Source organism: Leisingera sp. SA215 (assembly GCF_055902035.1).
The window spans coordinates 1-17,750 of sequence record NZ_JBVVXU010000024.1; the positions used below are offsets into that span (position 1 = coordinate 1).

21 protein-coding genes are annotated in these 17,750 nt (G+C 63.4%); 13 read left to right on the plus strand and 8 right to left on the minus strand.

What is annotated here, in order from left to right; genetic code table 11:
- Positions 1-6 precede the first annotated feature (6 nt).
- The 6 genes from AC0KW6_RS18820 (at position 7) to AC0KW6_RS18845 (ending at position 6,019) form a co-directional block, all read left to right on the plus strand.
- Complete coding sequence (locus AC0KW6_RS18820) at positions 7-1,740, plus strand: type I secretion system permease/ATPase (RefSeq protein ID WP_323776287.1); 1,734 nt, start codon at positions 7-9, stop codon at positions 1,738-1,740.
- Positions 1,737-3,041, plus strand: coding sequence for an HlyD family type I secretion periplasmic adaptor subunit (locus AC0KW6_RS18825; protein WP_323776285.1), 1,305 nt, complete (start codon positions 1,737-1,739; stop codon positions 3,039-3,041). The genes AC0KW6_RS18820 and AC0KW6_RS18825 overlap by 4 nt, the downstream gene beginning before the upstream one ends.
- Positions 3,042-3,249: 208 nt before the next feature.
- The gene (locus AC0KW6_RS18830; RefSeq protein ID WP_474035683.1) at positions 3,250-3,708 is read left to right on the plus strand and encodes a RidA family protein; all 459 of its coding nucleotides are present in this window, start codon (positions 3,250-3,252) and stop codon (positions 3,706-3,708) included.
- Positions 3,705-4,478 carry a glycerophosphodiester phosphodiesterase family protein gene (locus AC0KW6_RS18835; RefSeq protein ID WP_474035684.1) on the plus strand — a complete coding sequence of 258 codons (774 nt, stop codon included), beginning with the start codon at positions 3,705-3,707 and terminating at the stop codon, positions 4,476-4,478. The genes AC0KW6_RS18830 and AC0KW6_RS18835 overlap by 4 nt, the downstream gene beginning before the upstream one ends.
- A 48-nt stretch (positions 4,479-4,526) precedes the next feature.
- Positions 4,527-5,714: a GNAT family N-acetyltransferase gene (locus AC0KW6_RS18840; RefSeq protein WP_474035685.1), complete on the plus strand. Its 1,188-nt coding sequence runs from the start codon at positions 4,527-4,529 to the stop codon at positions 5,712-5,714.
- On the plus strand, positions 5,711-6,019 hold the full coding sequence (locus AC0KW6_RS18845; protein ID WP_024091219.1) for a 4a-hydroxytetrahydrobiopterin dehydratase: 309 nt from the start codon (positions 5,711-5,713) through the stop codon (positions 6,017-6,019). The genes AC0KW6_RS18840 and AC0KW6_RS18845 overlap by 4 nt, the downstream gene beginning before the upstream one ends.
- 144 nt (positions 6,020-6,163) lie before the next feature.
- On the opposite strand, the gene AC0KW6_RS18850 is transcribed toward AC0KW6_RS18845, so the two are convergent.
- On the minus strand, positions 6,164-6,652 hold the full coding sequence (locus AC0KW6_RS18850) for a peroxiredoxin (protein ID WP_323778635.1): 489 nt from the start codon (positions 6,650-6,652) through the stop codon (positions 6,164-6,166).
- A 95-nt stretch (positions 6,653-6,747) separates the two neighbouring features.
- Between AC0KW6_RS18850 and AC0KW6_RS18855 the strand changes: the two genes are divergently transcribed.
- The 3 genes from AC0KW6_RS18855 (at position 6,748) to AC0KW6_RS18865 (ending at position 9,649) form a co-directional block, all read left to right on the plus strand.
- Positions 6,748-7,959 carry an NAD(P)/FAD-dependent oxidoreductase gene (locus tag AC0KW6_RS18855; protein WP_323778637.1) on the plus strand — a complete coding sequence of 404 codons (1,212 nt, stop codon included), beginning with the start codon at positions 6,748-6,750 and terminating at the stop codon, positions 7,957-7,959.
- Positions 7,956-8,510, plus strand: a complete 555-nt coding sequence (gene rsmD, locus AC0KW6_RS18860; protein WP_323778638.1) for a 16S rRNA (guanine(966)-N(2))-methyltransferase RsmD — start codon at positions 7,956-7,958, stop codon at positions 8,508-8,510. Before AC0KW6_RS18855 ends, rsmD begins: the two co-directional genes overlap by 4 nt.
- A gap of 227 nt (positions 8,511-8,737) precedes the next feature.
- A complete protein-coding gene (locus AC0KW6_RS18865) occupies positions 8,738-9,649 on the plus strand; it encodes a LysR family transcriptional regulator (RefSeq protein ID WP_323778640.1) in 912 nt (303 codons plus the stop codon).
- A 413-nt stretch (positions 9,650-10,062) separates the two neighbouring features.
- On the opposite strand, the gene AC0KW6_RS18870 is transcribed toward AC0KW6_RS18865, so the two are convergent.
- Genes AC0KW6_RS18870 through AC0KW6_RS18885 form a run of 4 tightly spaced genes read right to left on the minus strand, consistent with a single transcriptional unit; the run spans position 10,063 to position 12,997 of the window.
- On the minus strand, positions 10,063-10,950 hold the full coding sequence (locus tag AC0KW6_RS18870; RefSeq protein ID WP_323778642.1) for an OmpA family protein: 888 nt from the start codon (positions 10,948-10,950) through the stop codon (positions 10,063-10,065).
- A gap of 26 nt (positions 10,951-10,976) precedes the next feature.
- Entirely contained in the window at positions 10,977-11,549 is a 573-nt protein-coding gene (locus AC0KW6_RS18875; RefSeq protein ID WP_323778644.1) for a peroxidase-related enzyme, read from the minus strand.
- 3 nt (positions 11,550-11,552) lie between these two features.
- The gene (locus AC0KW6_RS18880; protein ID WP_323778646.1) at positions 11,553-12,278 is read right to left on the minus strand and encodes a GNAT family N-acetyltransferase; all 726 of its coding nucleotides are present in this window, start codon (positions 12,276-12,278) and stop codon (positions 11,553-11,555) included.
- Positions 12,275-12,997 carry a competence/damage-inducible protein A gene (locus AC0KW6_RS18885; RefSeq protein ID WP_323778648.1) on the minus strand — a complete coding sequence of 241 codons (723 nt, stop codon included), beginning with the start codon at positions 12,995-12,997 and terminating at the stop codon, positions 12,275-12,277. The genes AC0KW6_RS18880 and AC0KW6_RS18885 overlap by 4 nt, the downstream gene beginning before the upstream one ends.
- 48 nt (positions 12,998-13,045) lie before the next feature.
- Here AC0KW6_RS18885 and sfsA point away from each other — a divergent pair, with 48 nt between their 5' ends.
- Positions 13,046-13,750: a DNA/RNA nuclease SfsA gene (gene sfsA / locus AC0KW6_RS18890; protein ID WP_323778650.1), complete on the plus strand. Its 705-nt coding sequence runs from the start codon at positions 13,046-13,048 to the stop codon at positions 13,748-13,750.
- 17 nt (positions 13,751-13,767) lie between these two features.
- On the opposite strand, the gene AC0KW6_RS18895 is transcribed toward sfsA, so the two are convergent.
- Positions 13,768-14,655 (minus strand): mechanosensitive ion channel family protein, encoded by an 888-nt coding sequence (locus AC0KW6_RS18895; protein ID WP_323778652.1) that lies wholly within the window; start codon positions 14,653-14,655, stop codon positions 13,768-13,770.
- A gap of 155 nt (positions 14,656-14,810) precedes the next feature.
- Between AC0KW6_RS18895 and map the strand changes: the two genes are divergently transcribed.
- The gene (map, locus tag AC0KW6_RS18900; RefSeq protein ID WP_024091207.1) at positions 14,811-15,620 is read left to right on the plus strand and encodes a type I methionyl aminopeptidase; all 810 of its coding nucleotides are present in this window, start codon (positions 14,811-14,813) and stop codon (positions 15,618-15,620) included.
- Positions 15,621-15,702: 82 nt separating this feature from the next.
- Here the strand turns inward: map and AC0KW6_RS18905 are convergent, their stop codons facing one another.
- On the minus strand, positions 15,703-15,885 hold the full coding sequence (locus tag AC0KW6_RS18905) for a hypothetical protein (protein ID WP_323778654.1): 183 nt from the start codon (positions 15,883-15,885) through the stop codon (positions 15,703-15,705).
- 24 nt (positions 15,886-15,909) lie between these two features.
- On the minus strand, positions 15,910-16,572 hold the full coding sequence (locus tag AC0KW6_RS18910; protein WP_323778656.1) for an HAD family hydrolase: 663 nt from the start codon (positions 16,570-16,572) through the stop codon (positions 15,910-15,912).
- Positions 16,573-16,894: 322 nt separating this feature from the next.
- Between AC0KW6_RS18910 and AC0KW6_RS18915 the strand changes: the two genes are divergently transcribed.
- Positions 16,895-17,347 (plus strand): DUF4399 domain-containing protein, encoded by a 453-nt coding sequence (locus AC0KW6_RS18915; protein WP_474035687.1) that lies wholly within the window; start codon positions 16,895-16,897, stop codon positions 17,345-17,347.
- A 76-nt stretch (positions 17,348-17,423) separates the two neighbouring features.
- Complete coding sequence (locus AC0KW6_RS18920) at positions 17,424-17,744, plus strand: NIPSNAP family protein (protein WP_323778659.1); 321 nt, start codon at positions 17,424-17,426, stop codon at positions 17,742-17,744.
- Positions 17,745-17,750: the final 6 nt, after the last annotated feature.

Below are 17,750 nucleotides of genomic sequence, written 5' to 3' on the forward strand. Positions count from 1 at the left end.
CTGACCATGAATAAAAGCATTTATAAGAGCGGCTACGATGAGCTTCGTTCTGTGCGGCGGCAGAGCCGGGGGCTGTACTGGTTCACCGGGGTCTTCAGCTTTTTTGTGAACCTGCTGATGCTGACCGGGCCTCTGTATATGATGCAGGTCTATGACCGGGTGCTGGGCAGCCGGTCGGAGGCGACGCTGCTGGCGCTGTCCTTGCTGGTGGTGTTCCTCTACGGCATGATGGGGCTGCTGGACTACGCCCGCGGCCGGATCATGGCACGGGTCGGGGCGCGGCTGCAGGCGGCGCTGGACCACCGGGTGTTCGATGCGATGATCCGCCGCTCGGCGGTGGCGCCGGATCCGGCGGCGCAGACCGGGCTGCAGGATCTGGAAGCGGTGCAGCGGCTGATCTCCTCGCCGGTGCTGACCGCCGCCTTCGACCTGCCCTGGACCCCGGTGTTTCTGGCCGGCATCGCCCTGTTCCACCCCTGGCTGGGCCTGCTGGCGCTGGCGGGCGGCGCGGTGCTGGTGGGGATTGCCATCCTCAACCAGCTGTTCACCAGGGCGCCGCAGCAAAAGGCCGGCATGACCGGCCACAAGGCCAATCTGATGTCCGAGGAGATCCGCAACGAGGCTGAGATGATCCAGTCGATGGGCATGCGCGGCGCCTCGTTCCAGCGCTGGAAGCTGGCCCGCGATGCCGCCCTCGCGGACAGTGTGACGGCCAATGACACCGGCGGCGGCTTCACCACGCTGACGAAGACGCTGCGGCTGTTCCTGCAGTCGGCGATGCTGGGCCTGGGCGCCTATCTGGTGCTGCAGGGCGAGGTGACGCCGGGGGCGATGATTGCCGGGTCGATCCTGATGGGCCGGGCGCTGGCGCCGATCGAGCTGGGCCTGGGCCAATGGGCGATGGTGCAGCGGGCGCTGAAGGGCTGGCACAGCCTGGCCGAGCTGCTGAGCAAGGTGCCGGAGGAGGACGCGCGCACGGCGCTGCCGAAACCCAAGGCGCTGCTGGAGGTGCAGGGGATGGCGGTGGTGCCGCCGGGCAGCAAGACGCCGCTCCTGCGCAACGTCAGCTTCCGGGTGCAGCCGGGCCAGGCGATCGGGGTGATCGGGCCGTCGGGCTCGGGCAAATCGACCCTGGCGCGGGCGCTGACCGGGGTCTGGACGCCGGCGGCCGGCTCGGTGCGGCTGGACGGGGCGGCGCTGGATCAATACGCGCCGGATGTGCTGGGCGGCCACATCGGCTATCTGCCGCAGCGGGTGCAGGTGTTTGACGGCACCATTGCCCAGAACATCGCCCGGCTGCAGCAGCAGCCGGATGCCGAAAAAGTGGTGGAAGCGGCGCGCAAGGCCGCCGCCCATGAGATGATCCTGAAGCTGCCCGACGGCTATGACACCAAGGTCACCGCCACCGGCGGGCGGCTGTCGGGCGGCCAGTTGCAGCGGGTCGGGCTGGCCCGCGCGCTCTATGCCGATCCGGTGATCGTGATCCTCGACGAGCCGAACTCCAACCTCGACAACGAGGGCTCGATTGCCTTGAACCGGGCGATCAAGCAGATCAAGGCCGAGGGCCGCTCGGTGCTGATCATGGCGCACCGCCCGGCGGCGATCCAGGAATGCGACATGCTGCTGGTGATCGACAAGGGCACCCAGACCGCCTTCGGCCCCAAGGACAAGGTGCTGCAGGAAATGGTCGCCAACCATCAGACCATCCGCCAGGCCACTGGCACAGGAGGCGTGCGATGAACGGGCACAGCAACTGGCCGGCCCGGCGGCCGCTGATCATCGGCCTCCTGGCGCTGCTGGTGCTGGTCGGCGGCTTCGGCTCCTGGTCGGTGCTGTCGTCGATTTCCGGCGCAGTGGTGGCGACGGGCCGGATCGAGGTCGACCGCAACCGCCAGATCGTGCAGCATCTGGATGGCGGCATCGTTGCCGAGATCCTGGTCGAGGAGGGCGATACGGTGGCCGAAGGCGACACGCTGATCCGGCTGGATGCCAATGAGCTGACCTCGCAGCTGGTGATCACCGAGGGCCAGCTGTTCGAGCTGATGGCGCGCCGCGGCCGGCTGGAAGCCGAGCGCGACACCGCTGCCGCGATCCGCTTTGAGCCGGAACTGCTGGCGGCGGCGGAGCGTCTGCCGGATGTCAGCGATCTGGTGCAGGGCCAGCGCCGCCTGTTCGAGGCCCGCAACGACACCACCGCGCGCGAGATCGAGCAGCTGGAGAAGCGCCGCACCCAGATCCAGGAGCAGATCCGCGGCGTCAAGGCGCAGCAGACCTCGATGAATGTGCAGCTGGAGCTGATCGGCGAGGAGCTGGAGAACCAGCAGTCGCTCTTGGACCGCGGCCTGGCGCAGGCGGCGACGGTGCTGAACCTGCGCCGGACGCAGGCCGATCTGCAGGGGCGGCTGGGCGAGCTGGTGGCCTCGGAAGCGCAGTCCGAGGGGCGTATCACCGAGATCGACATCGAGATCCTGAAGCTGGCCACCAGCCGCCGCGAAGAGGCGATCAGCCGGTTGCGCGACCTGCGCTACCAGGAACTGGAGCTGGCCGAAAACCGCCGCTCGCTGCAAGGGCGGCTGGCGCGGCTGGAGATCACCGCGCCGGTCTCCGGCATTGTCTACGGGCTGCAGGTGCAGACGCCGCGCTCGGTGATCCGGCCGGCCGATCCGGTTTTGTACCTGGTGCCGCAGGACCGGCCGCTGGTGATTGCGGCGCAGGTGGCGCCGACCGATATCGACCAGCTCTACACCGGCCAGCAGGTGACCCTGCGGTTCTCGGCGCTGGACCAGCGCTCGACGCCGGAGCTGTTCGGCCATGTCACCCAGGTCTCGGCGGATGCCTTCGAGGATCAGGGCAGCGGGGTTTCCTATTACCGGGCAAGGATCGAGCTCAATCCCGGCGAGCGCGGCCGCCTGCCTGCGGGCACGGTGCTGATTCCGGGGATGCCGGTGGAAAGCTACATCCGCACCGCCGACCGCTCGCCGCTGGCCTATCTGGTCAAGCCGCTGGCCGATTATTTCAACAAGGCCTTCCGCGAAAGCTGAGCGAAGCCGGGAACCGGCCCGGTTTTCGGATCTGAGCATGCGATTTTTCCTGACCGTTTCCCTTACTGGGAAACGGTCTCTCCCGGCGGTGCCGCTGGGGTTGTGCCGGGGTGGCGTAAAGCCGCGCCAGCGCTGCGCATTTTCTCTTTCCGAATTCCGCCGCTCCGGGTAGCGTCCCGGCCAGCAAAGACTTGGAAGGAAACCGGCCATGAGCATTGAAGCAAAACTGAAAGAACTGGGCGTGACCCTGCCCGACGCACCGGCCCCGGTGGCCAACTATGTGCCTTATGTCGTCGCAGGCGACATGGTCTATATCTCGGGCCAGGTTTCCGCCGATGAAAACGGTGTGATCGCTGGCAAGCTGGGCCTTGATATGGACGTTGAGGCGGGCCAGGCCGCAGCAAGACGTTCGGCGATTGCGCTGTTGGCCCAGCTCAAAGCGGCCTGCGGCGGCGATCTGGACCGGCTTGTTCGCGTGGTCAAACTGGGCGCCTTTGTGAATTCGGCACCTGATTTCACCGGTCAGCCGTTTGTGGTGAACGGAGCTTCCGACTTTATGGTCGAAGTTCTTGGGGATGCGGGCCGCCATGCCCGGGCGGCTGTTGGGTCGGTATCCCTGCCGCTTGGCGCTGCAGTTGAAATCGACGGGGTCTTCCAGATCAAATGAAGCCTGCCCTGCCTGCCGCCCTCCTGACTGTGCCGCTGGCCCATCGAGCGTTGCATGACGCGGCCGGCGGGCGTCCGGAGAACAGCCGCGCGGCCATCCGTGCGGCGATAGCGGCGGGCTATGGGATTGAGATCGACCTGCAGCTGTCCAGCGACGGCTGTGCGATGGTCTTTCATGACAATGATCTGGACCGGCTGGCGGATGCCTCCGGTCCGGTCCGCGCACGCACCCGCGGCGGCCTGCAGGCAATCCCGCTGAAAGACGGTGATGGCGAAGGTATTCCGGATCTGCCCGAAGTGCTGGATCTGGTTGCAGGAAAGGTGCCGCTGCTGATTGAATTGAAGGACCAGCACGGGCATATGGGCCGCACCGATGGCGCGCTGGAGCGGGCCACGGCCGCGGCGCTGAAGGGCTACGGCGGTCCGGTGGCAGTGATGTCTTTCAACCCCAATTCAGTCGCGGAGCTGGCCCAGCTGGCGCCGGATATTGCCCGCGGCATCACCACCAGCGCCTATGATCCGTCGGAATGGCCGGAGCTGCCGAAAGCGGTTTGCGACGATCTGCGCGGCATCCCGGATTTCGCGCGTACAGGTGCAAGCTTTATCAGCCACGAAGCCGCCGATCTGCCCCGGCCGCGGGTGCAGGCGCTGCGCAACGACGGGGTGCCTGTGCTGTGCTGGACTGTGACCTCTGCGGCAGAGGAAACCGCGGCGCGCGTCTTTGCCGACAATGTGACGTTTGAACAGTACCTCTCGCCGCTAACACCTTGATCAGGCAAGCGCAGACCCCACATCTTTGATGCGGTGCGGAGGAATTGCATGACGCAGGCTAAAATCGAAATCCGGGTGCTGGCCTCACTGTCGCAGATCGCGGCTGAGGACTGGGATGCCTGTGCCTGCCCCGAGGCGGCAGACGGCACCCGTCCGCTGGACCCTTTCACCACCCACCGGTTCCTGAGCGCGCTGGAGGCGAGCGGCTCGGTCGGGCCGGGCACAGGCTGGCAACCGCAGTATCTGACGGCGTTTCAGGATGGGCGGCTGATCGCCTGCGCGCCGCTTTATGCCAAGGGGCACAGCCAGGGCGAGTATATCTTTGACCACAATTGGGCGCAGGCCTATGAGCAGGCAGGCGGGCATTATTATCCCAAGCTGCAGATCGCGGTGCCCTTTACGCCGGCCACCGGGCGGCGGTTTCTGGTGCGCCCCGGCTTTGACGGTATCGGCCATTCGGCACTGGTGCAGGGCGCGGTGCAGCTGGCGGCCGACAATAACCTGTCCTCGCTGCATGTGACCTTCTGCACCCAGGACGAGGCGCGGATGGGCGAAGAGATGGGGCTGATGCGCCGCTTCACCCAGCAGTTTCACTGGCGCAACCACGGCTACGGCGATTTCGAAGCCTTCATGCGGGCGCTGTCCTCGCGCAAGCGCAAGAACATCCGCAAGGAGCGGATGCAGGCGCAATGTTTCGGCGGCGATATCCGGGTTTACCAGGGCGACAGCCTGCGGCCTGAGCATTGGGATGCCTTCTGGGAGTTTTATCAGGACACCGGCGCGCGCAAATGGGGCGCACCTTACCTGACGCGGCAATTCTTTGATATCGCCCATGACACAATGGCGCAGGACATCGCGCTGATTCTCGCGGAGCGCAACGGGCGCTATGTTGCGGGTGCCTTGAATTTCATTGGCCGTGAAACGCTTTACGGGCGCTATTGGGGCTGTGTCGAGCATCACCCCTGCCTGCATTTTGAGCTGTGCTATTATCAGGCCATAGAGCTGGCCATTGCCCTGGGGCTTGACCGGGCCGAGGCCGGCGCGCAGGGTGAACACAAGCTGGCACGCGGCTATCTGCCGTGCGAGACGCACAGCTTGCACTGGATCGGCGATCCCGGGTTTGCCGGGGCCGTTGGACGCTACCTCGAGGCTGAACGGGCCGCCACCGAGGAAGAAATCGAAATCCTGACCGATTACGGCCCGTTCCGCAAAGCACATGTGGAGGAGCAAGAATGACGGAAAAACTGTCCGATGCCACCCGCGGCCCGCTGCTGGAGCCGCTGTTTGCCACCGGCTGGGAAATGGTCGAGGGCCGGGATGCCATCACCAAGACCTTCAAGTTCAGCAATTTCGCCGATGCTTTCGGCTGGATGACCCGCGCCGCGATCTGGGCCGAGAAATGGAACCATCACCCCGAGTGGAGCAATGTCTACAACCGGGTGACAGTGGTGCTGACCACCCATGATGTGGACGGGATCAGCGCATTGGATGCCAAGCTGGCGCGCAAGATGGACGGGCTGTTTGGCGAACCGCAGACTTGATCCGGCTCCCTTACAGAAAGGTCAGCAATTCTGTCCAAATGTTTCGCGCGCGAAACATTCCGGCAGCTATGCTGACCTTATTTTTTACCGTTTATTAAGGGGGGCTGCGGCCACCGGGTCAGGCAGCCGCAGCCGGGCCTGGGTTCAGCCCATTGACTCCAGCAAGCCCTCGCCGGCGGAAAGCTCGCACTGGCCGGGGTTTTCTTCCTTGTTGAGAACTTTCACTTCACCGTCCTCCACCAGCATCGCATAGCGCAGCGAACGGCCGATCAGACCGGCCGAAGGCACGTCCAGGCGCATGCCGATAGCCTCGGTCAGGGTGCATTCGGCATCCGACAGCATGGTGATCCCGGCCTCGGCCGCACCGGTGTTTTCGCCCCAGATTTTCATCACAAACGGATCATTTCCTGCCAGGCAGATGATTTCCTCGACACCCTTGGCAGCGAACTGATCCTTGGTGCGGATGAAACTGGGCACATGGGCCGAATGGCAGGTGCTGGTAAAGGCTCCGGGCACCGCGAACAGCACGACTTTCCGCCCCTTCAGCTTGTCTGACAGCTGCACCTGCTCGGGGCCGTTGTCTCCGATGAGCGTCAGTGTCGCGTCCGGCAGTTGGTCTCCAACAGAAATCATCGCACGTTCCTCTTTCTCATGATTGCGTTTTGGGGCCCCGGGTATATAGGGTCCGGTGAAAGCGTGACGGGAACTATTGCGGGAGGCAAGCAGAGATGTCCCACATCGTCGTGATTGGAGCTGGGCAGGCGGGATCTTCGCTGGTTGCAAAGCTGCGCAAGGACGGGTTTGACGGTGAAATTACCCTGATCGGAGCCGAGGAGTCGCTGCCGTATCAGCGCCCGCCATTGTCCAAGGCCTATCTGCTGGGCGAGATGGAGCTTGAACGGCTGTTCCTGCGCCCGGAAAGCTTTTACGCGGAAAACAACATCACTCTGAAGCTGGGGCGGCGGGTGACGGCAATCGATCCGGCGGCCAGGACGGTGAGCTTGGGCGATGAGGTGATCCGCTACGACCAGCTGGCGCTGACCACCGGATCCGACCCGCGCCGCCTGCCGGCCGCGATCGGCGGTGATCTGGACGGCGTTTATGTGGTGCGCGGATTGACCGACGTGGACGCGATGGCACCGCATGTGACCGAGGGCAAGCGCGCGCTGATCGTGGGCGGCGGCTACATCGGGCTGGAGGCGGCTGCGGTCTGCGCCAAGCGGGGCGTGCAAGTGACGCTGGTCGAGATGGCCGACCGCATCCTGCAGCGTGTTGCGGCGCCTGAGACCTCTGATTTCTTCCGCCGCCTGCATGCCTCCCACGGCGTGGACATCCGCGAAGGCGTTGGCCTGGAGCGGCTGGAAGGCGAGGGCGGCAAGGTGACCCGCGCAGTGCTGAGCGGCGGCGAAACCGTTGAGGTGGACTTTGTGGTGGTCGGCGTCGGCATCACTCCGTCGTCGCAGCTGGCGGAAATGGCCGGGCTGGAGCTGGAGAACGGCATCAAGGCAGACGCCAAGGGCCGCACTTCGGACGCCGCGATCTGGTCGGCGGGCGATTGCGCCTCTTTCCCGTTTCAGGGCAAGCGCATCCGCCTGGAAAGTGTGCCGAACGCCATCGACCAGGCCGAAGTGGTGGCGCAGAACATGCTGGGTGCGGACAAAGAGTATATTGCCACCCCCTGGTTCTGGTCCGATCAGTATGACGTCAAACTGCAGATTGCGGGCCTGAACACCGGCTATGACAATGTGGTCACCCGCCAGGGCGAGGGGGGGCAGGTTTCGTTCTGGTACTACAAAAGCGATCAGCTGGTGGCGGTCGACGCGATGAACGACCCGCGCGCCTATATGGTGGGCAAACGCCTGATCGACATGGGCAAAACAGCGGACAAAGCGGTGGCCGCTGACCCGGCTGCCGATCTGAAACCGCTGCTGAAAGCGTGAGGATCATCGCAGGAGACTTCCGCGGCCGCGCCTTGGCCGCGGTGGGCAAGGGCGATGCAGGCGCCCATCTGCGCCCCACCACCGACCGGGTGCGGGAAAGCCTGTTCAACGTGCTGATGCACACCGGCGCCGTCTCCGGCGCCCGGGTCCTGGACCTGTTTGCGGGCACCGGCGCATTGGGGCTGGAGGCGCTGTCACGCGGTGCGGCCGAGGCCGTGTTCGTGGATGACGGGCGCGTGTCCAGCGGTTTGATCCGCAAGAACATCACCATCTGCCGCGCCGAAGACCGCTGCAGCCTGATCCGCCGCGACGTGCTGAAGCTGGGGGCGAACCCGGCCGCGCCGTTTGATCTGATCTTTCTTGATCCGCCCTATGGCAAGGGGCTGGGGGAAAAAGCTATGGCGGCCGCTGTCGCCGGCGGATGGGTGGCGGAAGACGCGCTGGTGGTCTGGGAAGAAAGCGCGCCGGTCGCCGCGCCGGAAGGGTTCGTTCTGCAGGACAGCCGCAAATACGGCGACACCCATATTTCGCTGATGTGGAAAGCCGCCTGAGGCATTTTGATCCAAAGCCTTAAAAGATACTTGAAAATAATGGTTCTTTCACGCGGTCCTTAGGCGCATCACAGCCGCAGGCCGCCGGCGAGTTTGCCAGACCTCCAGCCGTTTCCACAGCGCATACGATCCCCGCAAAACCTCGCAATTATCCCACCCTTGCCCCGATCTTGCCCGATTTCACCCGCAACACTAGGGGTGACACGGATACACGAGGATGGGTGAACATGGACCGACTGACCGAGATGGAGGCCTTTGCCAATGTGGTGGACCAGGGCGGCTTCACCGACGCGGCACGCAAGATGGGGATCTCGAAGTCCGCAGTCTCCAAACATGTTTCAAGTCTGGAAACCCGGCTTGGCGCGCGGCTTTTGAACCGCACCACCCGCCGGGTGTCCCCGACCGAGATCGGCCTTGCCTATTACGACCGCGCCCGCCGGGTGCTGAATGATGCAGGGGAAGCGGATGCGCTGGTCACCTCGATGCAATCCGCCCCCTCAGGTCTGCTCAGGATTTCGGTCGCCACTGATTTTGGCGTCAATCACCTGTCACCGGTGCTGTCGGAGTTTCTGCAGGACTTCCCGGACATCACCGTCAACATGGTGCTGAACAACCGCTATGTGGAGCTGATCTCCGAAGGGTTCGACATGGCGGTGCGGATCGGCGAGCTGGAAGACAGCTCTCTGCGCGCCCGCAAGCTGACCGAGACGTCCAAACGGATGATCGCCTCGCCCGCCTATCTGGAGAAATTCGGCCGCCCGCAGAAGATTGATGAATTGAACACCCACAAGCTGCTGCACTACTCCAGCCAGTCCAGCGGCAATGTCTGGAAGATCACCGCGCCGTCGGGGGAGAAACGCCAAGTGCGCACCTCGGGCTGGCTGTCGGTGAATGACGGGCAATCGCTGCTGAACGCGGCGATCTCGGGTCTCGGTATCGCCTACTTGCCCAGCTACCTCTACTCCGAGGCATTGGAAGAAGGGCTGGTCGAAGACGTCATGCCCAGCCTGCCAGTGGAAACCCAGGGCATCTATGCCGTCTACCCGCCCGGGAAATTCACTCAGCCGAAAGTCCGGGCATTCATCGATTTCCTGGTCCAGGCATTTGCCGACCGCGACCCGTCAGAATGGAAAGCCTGAACCGGCGCTACGGAAAACCGGACCAAGACATCCCTCGAAGACCTGCCCCCGCACCGGATGCGGGGGCTCTTTTTGGGGGTGTGAAAACCGGCCGGGCGCGCAGATACCCATGCCAAGCATCGCGAGGGTTTGGTCAGAGTGAAAAGCCGAGCGGGACGATTGAGCCGCCCCCGACGCACGCACAGGTCAATTCACACCTGCCGATGACATGCCAATCCCCCAAGTCTTGTGCGTCTGTGTTCCGGGGCCGGCCGGCACCTGATCCCGGAGGATGCACAGCCGTTGATCCAGACTAACGCGTTCCATCCCGTCTGGATTGTAACGTGCATGCCGGCCCCAAGGTTCCCAGCCGCGGGGAATGCGGGCGGTTTGTGGCGGATTGGGCCGGGCAGGGGTCATACGCTGGTCCGGCGTCAATCGCCCAGCAACACTGCCTCAACCCTCCGGTTGGCCTCGCGCCCTTCGGGTATCAGATTGCTGGCAAGCGGGGCTAGAAAGCCGGCGCCGGCGACCGCGATCTGTGCCGCATCCGCGCCCAGTTCCCCGACCAGACGGTCCTTCACCGACTGCGCCCGGCGTTCGGAGATGCCGGTGTTCTGCTCCAGCGAGCCCACAGTGTCGGTATGGCCCACCAGCAGCAGCCGGTTTTGCGGATTGGCGGCCAGATATTCCGCAAGTTCGCGCAGGCTGGCATAGGTGCCGTCCTGCAGCCGGGTGGAGCCGCTTTGAAACACCAGATCCGTCAGAACGGCGTGGCCGCGCACCTCCAGCAGCTTGGCCAGTTCCACCGGCCGCACTATGCTAGGCGTCCCGGCGGCAGGCTTTACCACTGCTGTTGCCGTTGCTGCCGACCCCGGCGGATGCACTGTGATCATCTGCACAAAGGCCGCGCCGCCTGCGCGCGACACCAGCAGCGAGACCGCTTCGTCTGCTTTGGCGGCGGACAGGAAGTGATAGCTGGAGATATCTACCATCATGTCCGGCGACGGCACCACTTCGATCCCGAAGCGGAATCCGAATCCGCCGCAATCGCGTGCGGCACAGTCCAGCAGCACCTCAAAACCGGCGGCCTGCAACTGGTCCCGCAACGGCGCCAGGATCTGCAGCACGGTGCTGTTTTCCTCGACCCGCCAGGTGCGGCGCAAAATCCGTCCCTCGAACCGGCGCGAGGGCACTTTGTCCGCCTCTTCGGGCCCGATCGGCAGTTGGTAGACACCAAGCGCCGTGATCCGTTCAGAAACAGCAGACGCGCCGGCTGGCAGGGTGATTTCAGCCGCAACAGGTAGAGCCGGAAGCAGCATCACCGCGGCTGCGGAAATCAAACGTCTTAGCGGCACTGGCTGTGGTATTCCGGGTTGGGAACCATGGCAGTGGCGCTGGCCACCCGGTTGGACATGTTGAAAAAGCCCGCGACATTGGCAATGTCCCAAATGTCCCGGTCGCTGAAGCCTGCATCCCGCAAGCCCTGACGGTCCGTCTCGGCGATCTCTGCGCTGGCAGTGGTCATTTTGGCTGCAAAATCCAGCATCGCGCGCTGGCGCGCCTCCAAAGGGGCGACCCGGTAGTTCATCACCAGCATTTCACCCAGAGCCGGATCGCCCGACAATTGCCGCACTGCTGCGCCATGCGCCACCAGGCAGTAGAAACACCGATTGATCGCCGAGACCACAACCGCGATCATCTCCCGCTCCAGCTTGCTGAGGCCGCTGTCCGCCAGCATCAGGTCATTGTACATGGCGGTAAAGGCATTCAGCTTTTCGATATCAAAGGCATTGGCCTTGAGCACGTTGGGCACAAATCCCAGCTTCTCGGCACAGATATCGAAATACTTCTGCGTCTCGGGCGGCAGCGGGTCCGCCATCGGCAGATCCAGGGCTGTGGGCAGGGTCTGATCCGTCATTGTTCAATGACCTTCCTGTAAAATCCGGTAGTGGTACTGTCCGGTGCATTCCATGCCAAGGGAAGCATAAAGCCCGTTGGCGCCCTCGTTGCGTTTGGTGCAAAGAACTGCCAGCTCAGCTGCACCGTTTTCAATAGCCCAAAACGCTGCCTGGCGCATCATCCAGGCGCCCATGCCACAGCGGCGCTGCTGCGGCAGGATTTCAAGTGCGTGGATCATCGCTGCACCGTCGTGAATGGCAACAAACCCGGCACCGGCAGGTTTGTCCTTGTGACGCGCCAAAAGCCCTGTTTTCGGCCCTCGCACCCTTTGCATCACCGCCAAACGCGCCGGCCCTATGCCGCCCTGCTGCCAGATCTCGCGCTGGATCGCCAGCGGCTCCCAGACGCAAAAGGCGGTGACCCGCGGCACCGGGATGTCTGTCAAATGCTTGGCCGGGCAGGTCCACAGGTTGACCGGATCCTTGACCGCATAGCCGCGCGCCTCCAGCTGTGCGTCCAGATCCGCCTCGCCGTCGCGGATCATGAACAGGCAGTCCTGGCCCATCGCACGCATTGTATCTTCGGCTGCGGCAATCTCCGCCTCCGAGACAGTGCCATGCACCGTCGCCGCCGACACCCGGCTACCGCCGCCCTGGCCGTCGCGCAGGGTCACGGGGCCCAGGCTGCGGGTGGAGGCAGGCGGCCATGTCGCCTCGGTCAGGGCATAGTAACGGGGATCGGTGGTCACTGCTCCAGCTCCTTTGCCAGTTCTGTCATCGCGGCATCAATTTGCGCACCATCGGTGCCGCGGATCACGATATTGGCGCCAAAGGCACCGTCTTTTTGAAACGGGTAACAGCCCACCGACAAATCCGCATAGGCTTCTGCCAGCAAACGCAGCGGCCCGGCAATCTCGCCCTCGCCGCGGAACACCCGCAGGGTTTGCGACAGCACCGGCTGGCCGCCGGTCAGCGTTGGCATAACGCTGGCCACCATCGCCTGAAAGATCAGCGGCACCCCGGCCATCACATGCACATTGCCAAGGGTGAAGCCCGGTGCGGCCGAGACCGGATTTTCGATCAGTGCGGCGCCCTCCGGGATGCGTGCCATCCGCAGGCGGGCCTCGTTCATTTCCAGCCCTTGGGTGTCGTAATGCGCCTGCAGGATCGCGCGGGCGTCATCGCGGACCCCCAGATGCGCGTCAAACGCCTTGGCGATGCAGTCTGCAGTGATGTCGTCATGCGTCGGCCCGATACCGCCGCTGGTGAAAACATGGTCGTATGCGGCCGATAGCAGCTGCACCGAGCCGATGATTGCGGCCTCGTCATCGCTGACGATGCGGACTTCGCGCAGGTCGATGCCGTGTTTGGCAAGCTCACCCGCCAGATAGTACATATTGGCATCGCGGGTCCGGCCCGACAGGATTTCATCCCCGATAACCAGCATGGCAGCCGTTGGATTCGCCATGATCTTCCTCCCTTGATACCTCACTCAGGCAGATATAGGCCTAAGCCCATGCGCTTTGAAACCCCTCTGATCCCCGCCGTGCTGATCCGCCGCTACAAACGGTTCCTTGCCGATTGCAAACTGGAGGACGGGCGGGAGGTCACCGCCCATTGCGCCAACCCCGGCAGTATGATGGGCCTGGCGGAGCCGGGTATGAGGATATGGCTGGAGCCGAACGACGACCCGAAGAAAAAGCTGAAGTACGGCTGGCGGCTGGTTGAGCACGCAGACGGGCATTTCACCGGCGTTGATACCTCGGTCCCCAACCGCGCCCTGCGGGCCGCGCTGGAGGCGGGTGAGGTTGCCGGTCTCGCAGCCTACACAACCGTGCGGCCGGAGGTGAAATACGGCGTAAAAAGCCGCGTCGACTTTCTGTTGCAGCAAGACGGCCTGCCGGATTGCTATGTTGAAGTGAAAAGCGTGACACTGTCGCGGGAACCGGGCCTGGCGGAATTCCCCGACAGCGTCACAGCCCGCGGCACCAAGCATCTTGGGGAGCTGGCAAATATGGTGGCCCAGGGCCACCGGGCGGTGATGCTCTACCTGGTGCAGCGCACGGACTGCGACCGGTTTCGTCTGGCCGGAGATATCGACCCGGCCTATGCAGCTGCCTTTGCCAGTGCATCGGCCGCGGGGGTGGAGCGGCTGGTGCTGGGCACCAGAATCACGCCGCAGGGGGTCGTGGCCGGCGCTGCCATTGCCGAAGTGGAATAGCGGCGCCGGTAAGGATGTCAGGCGGCCTTGCCGACCTCGTCTTCCTGGCTGGCAGGATCGGTGTGAACCAGCGTGCGGGTCGGGAAGGGAATATCGACACCTGCCGCATCCAGCGCCTCTTTGACCTTGCGCTTGATGTCGGCCTGATACTGAAAATATTCCGCCGCATCGACCCAGACGCGCACCAGAAAATCCACCGAACTGCTGTTGAGCGCATTGACCTGCACAAAGGGTTCCGGGTCGCTGTGCGAACGGCTGTCGGCCATGATGGTGTCGCGGATCACCCTTTCGGCAGTGGCCAGATTGGCGCCATAGCCGACCCCGAAGGTCCATTCCGCCCGGCGGCTGTCGAAGGCTGAGTAATTGGTGATGGTGTTGCCCCAAACCTCGGAATTGGGAACGATCACCTTCAGATTGCTGAGGCTGGCAATCACCGTGTTGTTCAGATTGATGTCCTTGACTGTGCCCATCTCGCCGTTCACCTTGATGAAATCGCCCAGTTTGAACGGGCGGAACAGGATGAGCATCACCCCCGCCGCAACATTCGAAAGCGCGCCTTGCATGGCCAGGCCGATCGCCAGGCCGGCAGCACCGATGGCCGCCACGATTGACGTGGTCTTGACCCCGAAGGTATTCAGCACAAACAGCACCGCAAAGGCGAGAATGACATAGCGCGCAAAGTTGCCGAGGAAATGAAACAGGGTCGGGTCAAGCTTGGCATGGCTATCGCCCAGTGTTACGATCCGGCGCTTGACCCAGCGCGCAACTATGAAACCTGCCAGCAGAATGACTGTCGCGGCCAGAACGCTTCCCAAAGCTTGCGCCAGAAATTCCAGCGTCACCAAATCGGCCAATGACTTTCCACCGTAAATCTCAGCCTTCATTAAATCGCTGATATTATCCATTTTGCTGCGTCCCTCCTGGCTTGTGCTGTTGCTGCACACCCGACCCAACGCAGCACGGTTGAAAAAGTTCCAACAGGCCTCCGCTGCCGGCTCTGGCCCTTTTGGCCAAGACGTTTTAGATAGCTACGGGACAACACCCGATGGAGCTCCGCCTGATGAGATCGAAAGACGGCCGCACAACCAAGGACGGCATCCGCATTCATGAAGCCGGCGATTTTGCCGGCATGCACAAGGCGGGTGCCTTGGCGGCGCGTATTCTGGATGAGATTGCCGCACATGTGTTTCCGGGCCAGACAACCGGCGAAATCGACCGCCTGATCACCCAAAAGGTCGAGGATGCCGGCGCTAAGTCCGCAACCATCGGCTACAAGGGCTATCAGCACGCCAGCTGCATCTCGGTCAACCATGTGGTTTGCCATGGCATCCCCGGCGACAAGAAGCTGAAGGACGGCGACATCCTGAATATCGACGTGACTGTGATCGTCGATGGCTGGTTCGGCGACACCTCGCGGATGTTTGTGGCAGGAAAGCTGCCGCGCAAGGCCGAGCGGCTGATTCAGGTCACTCATGATTCGCTGATGGTGGGGATTGAGGCGGCGAAGCCCGGCAATACCTTTGGCGACATCGGCCATGCGATTCAGGTTTATGCCGAAAGCCAGCGGATGAGCGTGGTGCGCGATTTCTGCGGCCATGGCCTTGGCCAGGTGTTTCACGCACCGCCGAACGTGCTGCACTACGGCCGGCCCGGAACCGGCCCGGTGCTGGAAGAAGGCATGTTCTTCACCATTGAGCCGATGATCAACCTGGGCCGCCCGGAGACCAAGATTCTGGCCGACGAATGGACTGCCGTCACCCGCGACAAGTCTCTGTCGGCGCAGTTTGAGCATTCGATCGGGGTCACTGCAGACGGGGCCGATATCTTCACCCTGTCGCCGGCCGGGAAATTTCACCCGACCTACGGGTAATCCGTCAGGGCGGCGGCGGGGGCCGGCCCCCGAACCCCCTGGAGTACTTTCAACCGGAAAGAAGCAGCAGCGGGCTTGGGCACTAGCTGCCGCGGTCCGCGATTTCCTGCAGCCGCCACAGGGTTAGCAGCATGGTGCTGCCCGCCCATGGGGTTACCGCGTCCTGAATGAACAGCGGCGCCCGCTGCGGTTCCGGCTTCGGCTTAGTCCCGGCTTCAGCCTCGGCAAAAGGCGCCACAAACGGGGTGTTCAATGTCTGCTCCATGCGGGCGTCAATACCACAACGTGCTTAGATCGACAAAAGGGCCGGCACCTCTGCCATGCCGCTGAACACTTCCGCTCCCAGCGCGGCGAGCCTGCTGCCGCTGCCAAGGGGAGCAAATCCCAGGCAGCGCATGCCCGCGCGCACTGCGGCGGTGACGCCGCTGCCGCTGTCCTCGATCACCAGGCAATCGCGCGCCTGCATACCGAAATGGCTGGCGGCGGCCAGAAACAATCCCGGTTCCGGCTTGGCCACGCCCAGGGATTGGGCTGAGAACATTGCATGAGGGTGGAACCGTTCCCACAGCCCGTTCTGGCCCAAAGTGATGCGCATCTTTTGCTCGCTGCCGTTGGAGGCCACGCAAACAGGGACGCCATGTGCGTCAAGCCGTGCCAGCAGATCAGGGATGCCCGCTGTGAGCGGCACGCCCCGTTCAAGCCGTGTATAGGTCTCGGCATGGATTTCCGCGATCCAGTTTTCCGGCAGGTCTGCACCCAGGCAGCGGGCCTTGGCCATCACACTCGCCATGGTGCCGCCGACGAAATGCGCCATCGACTGCTCCACCGTCAGCACCAGCCCGTGGCGTGCGAGGTTGTCTGCCAACGCCTGGTTGGCGGCCGGCTCACTGTCCACCAGCACGCCGTCGCAGTCGAAAATCACCAGTTTCGGTGTGGGGCAGGTCTTCGGCATACTTCCATCGCATTCGAAGATTGAACATCTAAATCAGATGATAACCCGGCACGGGCGGCCGCACCAAGTGCCCCTGTTGCCGCGCCCGTGTCTGCTGGCCGTTGGCACATATTTCCGGAGGAGGAGCCAGTGACTGCCGGGCCGCCACCGCAAAGCTGTCAGTCAAGACTATCTCCCTTGCCCCGCGCTGCAAACAAGCGGGCGGCGGCCATAGACGGTGCTGAGAGGTTTTTGCGCGGTTGTTCCCGGCAACGGGATTGCCGCAGGGCGGCGCGCCGCTAGCTATAGTTTGTTGGCCAAGTGTTCTGTTGGAGGACCGAAAATGAAACTGCTGATTGCGGCTGCGCTGTCTTTCTTTCTGGCGGCCCTGGCTTGGGGTCCGGTCAGGGCCGGAGGTGGGACGCCTTCGAAGCCGGAGGCCAAAGTCTATTTTGCGAATATCCAAGATGGGGATTCAGTGTCGTCTCCGCTCACGCTGGTTTTTGGCCTCTCGGGCATGGGGGTGGCCCCGTCCGGAGTTGAGAAGGAGTTCACCGGGCACCATCATCTGCTGATCGACCGGCCGCCGCTGGGTGAAGGCGAAGATGGCGCTGATGAGCTGAACTTCGGCCTGCCGTCGGACGACAACCATCTGCATTTCGGCGGCGGCCAGACCGAGGTGACGCTGGAGCTGTCGCCGGGCCGTCATACGCTGCAACTGGTGCTTGGGGATGCAGGCCATGTACCGCATGTTGCTCCGGTTGTTTCAGAATTGATCACTATCACCGTGGAGTAACGTTTCGATCTGCATCGAAGCATCCAGGTGATGGAGCGGGCTAGGCAGGAGGTCCTGAACAAACTGAGGACTTCCCATGCTGACCTGCATTATCCGTTACCGCATCGACCCTGCCAAGAAGGCGCAGTTCGAACACTACGCCCGCAACTGGGGCCAGGCGATCCCGCGCTGCGGAGCCGGCCTGGTCGGCTACTATGCGCCGCATGAAGGGTCGTCGACACTGGCGTATGGTATTTACAATGTGGAAAGCCTTGCTGAGTATGAGGCTTATCGTGCCCGGCTGGCGGCGGATCCCTTGGGGCGGGAGAATTATGAGTTTGCGCAAAAGGAACGGTTCTTGCTGGGCGAGGACCGGACCTGGCTGAAGCTGGCTTCGGCGCCGCATGGGGCGGTTTAAGGGGGT

Bases quoted from the DNA above. Each gene is read 5' to 3' on its own strand.
- AC0KW6_RS18820 (WP_323776287.1), top strand. From the start codon at position 7: ATGAATAAAAGCATTTATAAGAGCGGCTACGATGAGCTTCGTTCTGTG.
- AC0KW6_RS18825 (WP_323776285.1), top strand. From the start codon at position 1,737: ATGAACGGGCACAGCAACTGGCCGGCCCGGCGGCCGCTGATCATCGGC.
- AC0KW6_RS18830 (WP_474035683.1), top strand. From the start codon at position 3,250: ATGAGCATTGAAGCAAAACTGAAAGAACTGGGCGTGACCCTGCCCGAC.
- AC0KW6_RS18835 (WP_474035684.1), top strand. From the start codon at position 3,705: ATGAAGCCTGCCCTGCCTGCCGCCCTCCTGACTGTGCCGCTGGCCCAT.
- AC0KW6_RS18840 (WP_474035685.1), top strand. From the start codon at position 4,527: ATGACGCAGGCTAAAATCGAAATCCGGGTGCTGGCCTCACTGTCGCAG.
- AC0KW6_RS18845 (WP_024091219.1), top strand. From the start codon at position 5,711: ATGACGGAAAAACTGTCCGATGCCACCCGCGGCCCGCTGCTGGAGCCG.
- AC0KW6_RS18850 (WP_323778635.1), bottom strand. From the start codon at position 6,652: ATGATTTCTGTTGGAGACCAACTGCCGGACGCGACACTGACGCTCATC.
- AC0KW6_RS18855 (WP_323778637.1), top strand. From the start codon at position 6,748: ATGTCCCACATCGTCGTGATTGGAGCTGGGCAGGCGGGATCTTCGCTG.
- AC0KW6_RS18865 (WP_323778640.1), top strand. From the start codon at position 8,738: ATGGACCGACTGACCGAGATGGAGGCCTTTGCCAATGTGGTGGACCAG.
- AC0KW6_RS18870 (WP_323778642.1), bottom strand. From the start codon at position 10,950: ATGCTGCTTCCGGCTCTACCTGTTGCGGCTGAAATCACCCTGCCAGCC.
- AC0KW6_RS18875 (WP_323778644.1), bottom strand. From the start codon at position 11,549: ATGACGGATCAGACCCTGCCCACAGCCCTGGATCTGCCGATGGCGGAC.
- AC0KW6_RS18885 (WP_323778648.1), bottom strand. From the start codon at position 12,997: ATGGCGAATCCAACGGCTGCCATGCTGGTTATCGGGGATGAAATCCTG.
- sfsA (WP_323778650.1), top strand. From the start codon at position 13,046: ATGCGCTTTGAAACCCCTCTGATCCCCGCCGTGCTGATCCGCCGCTAC.
- AC0KW6_RS18895 (WP_323778652.1), bottom strand. From the start codon at position 14,655: ATGGATAATATCAGCGATTTAATGAAGGCTGAGATTTACGGTGGAAAG.
- map (WP_024091207.1), top strand. From the start codon at position 14,811: ATGAGATCGAAAGACGGCCGCACAACCAAGGACGGCATCCGCATTCAT.
- AC0KW6_RS18905 (WP_323778654.1), bottom strand. From the start codon at position 15,885: ATGGAGCAGACATTGAACACCCCGTTTGTGGCGCCTTTTGCCGAGGCT.
- AC0KW6_RS18910 (WP_323778656.1), bottom strand. From the start codon at position 16,572: ATGCCGAAGACCTGCCCCACACCGAAACTGGTGATTTTCGACTGCGAC.
- AC0KW6_RS18915 (WP_474035687.1), top strand. From the start codon at position 16,895: ATGAAACTGCTGATTGCGGCTGCGCTGTCTTTCTTTCTGGCGGCCCTG.
- AC0KW6_RS18920 (WP_323778659.1), top strand. From the start codon at position 17,424: ATGCTGACCTGCATTATCCGTTACCGCATCGACCCTGCCAAGAAGGCG.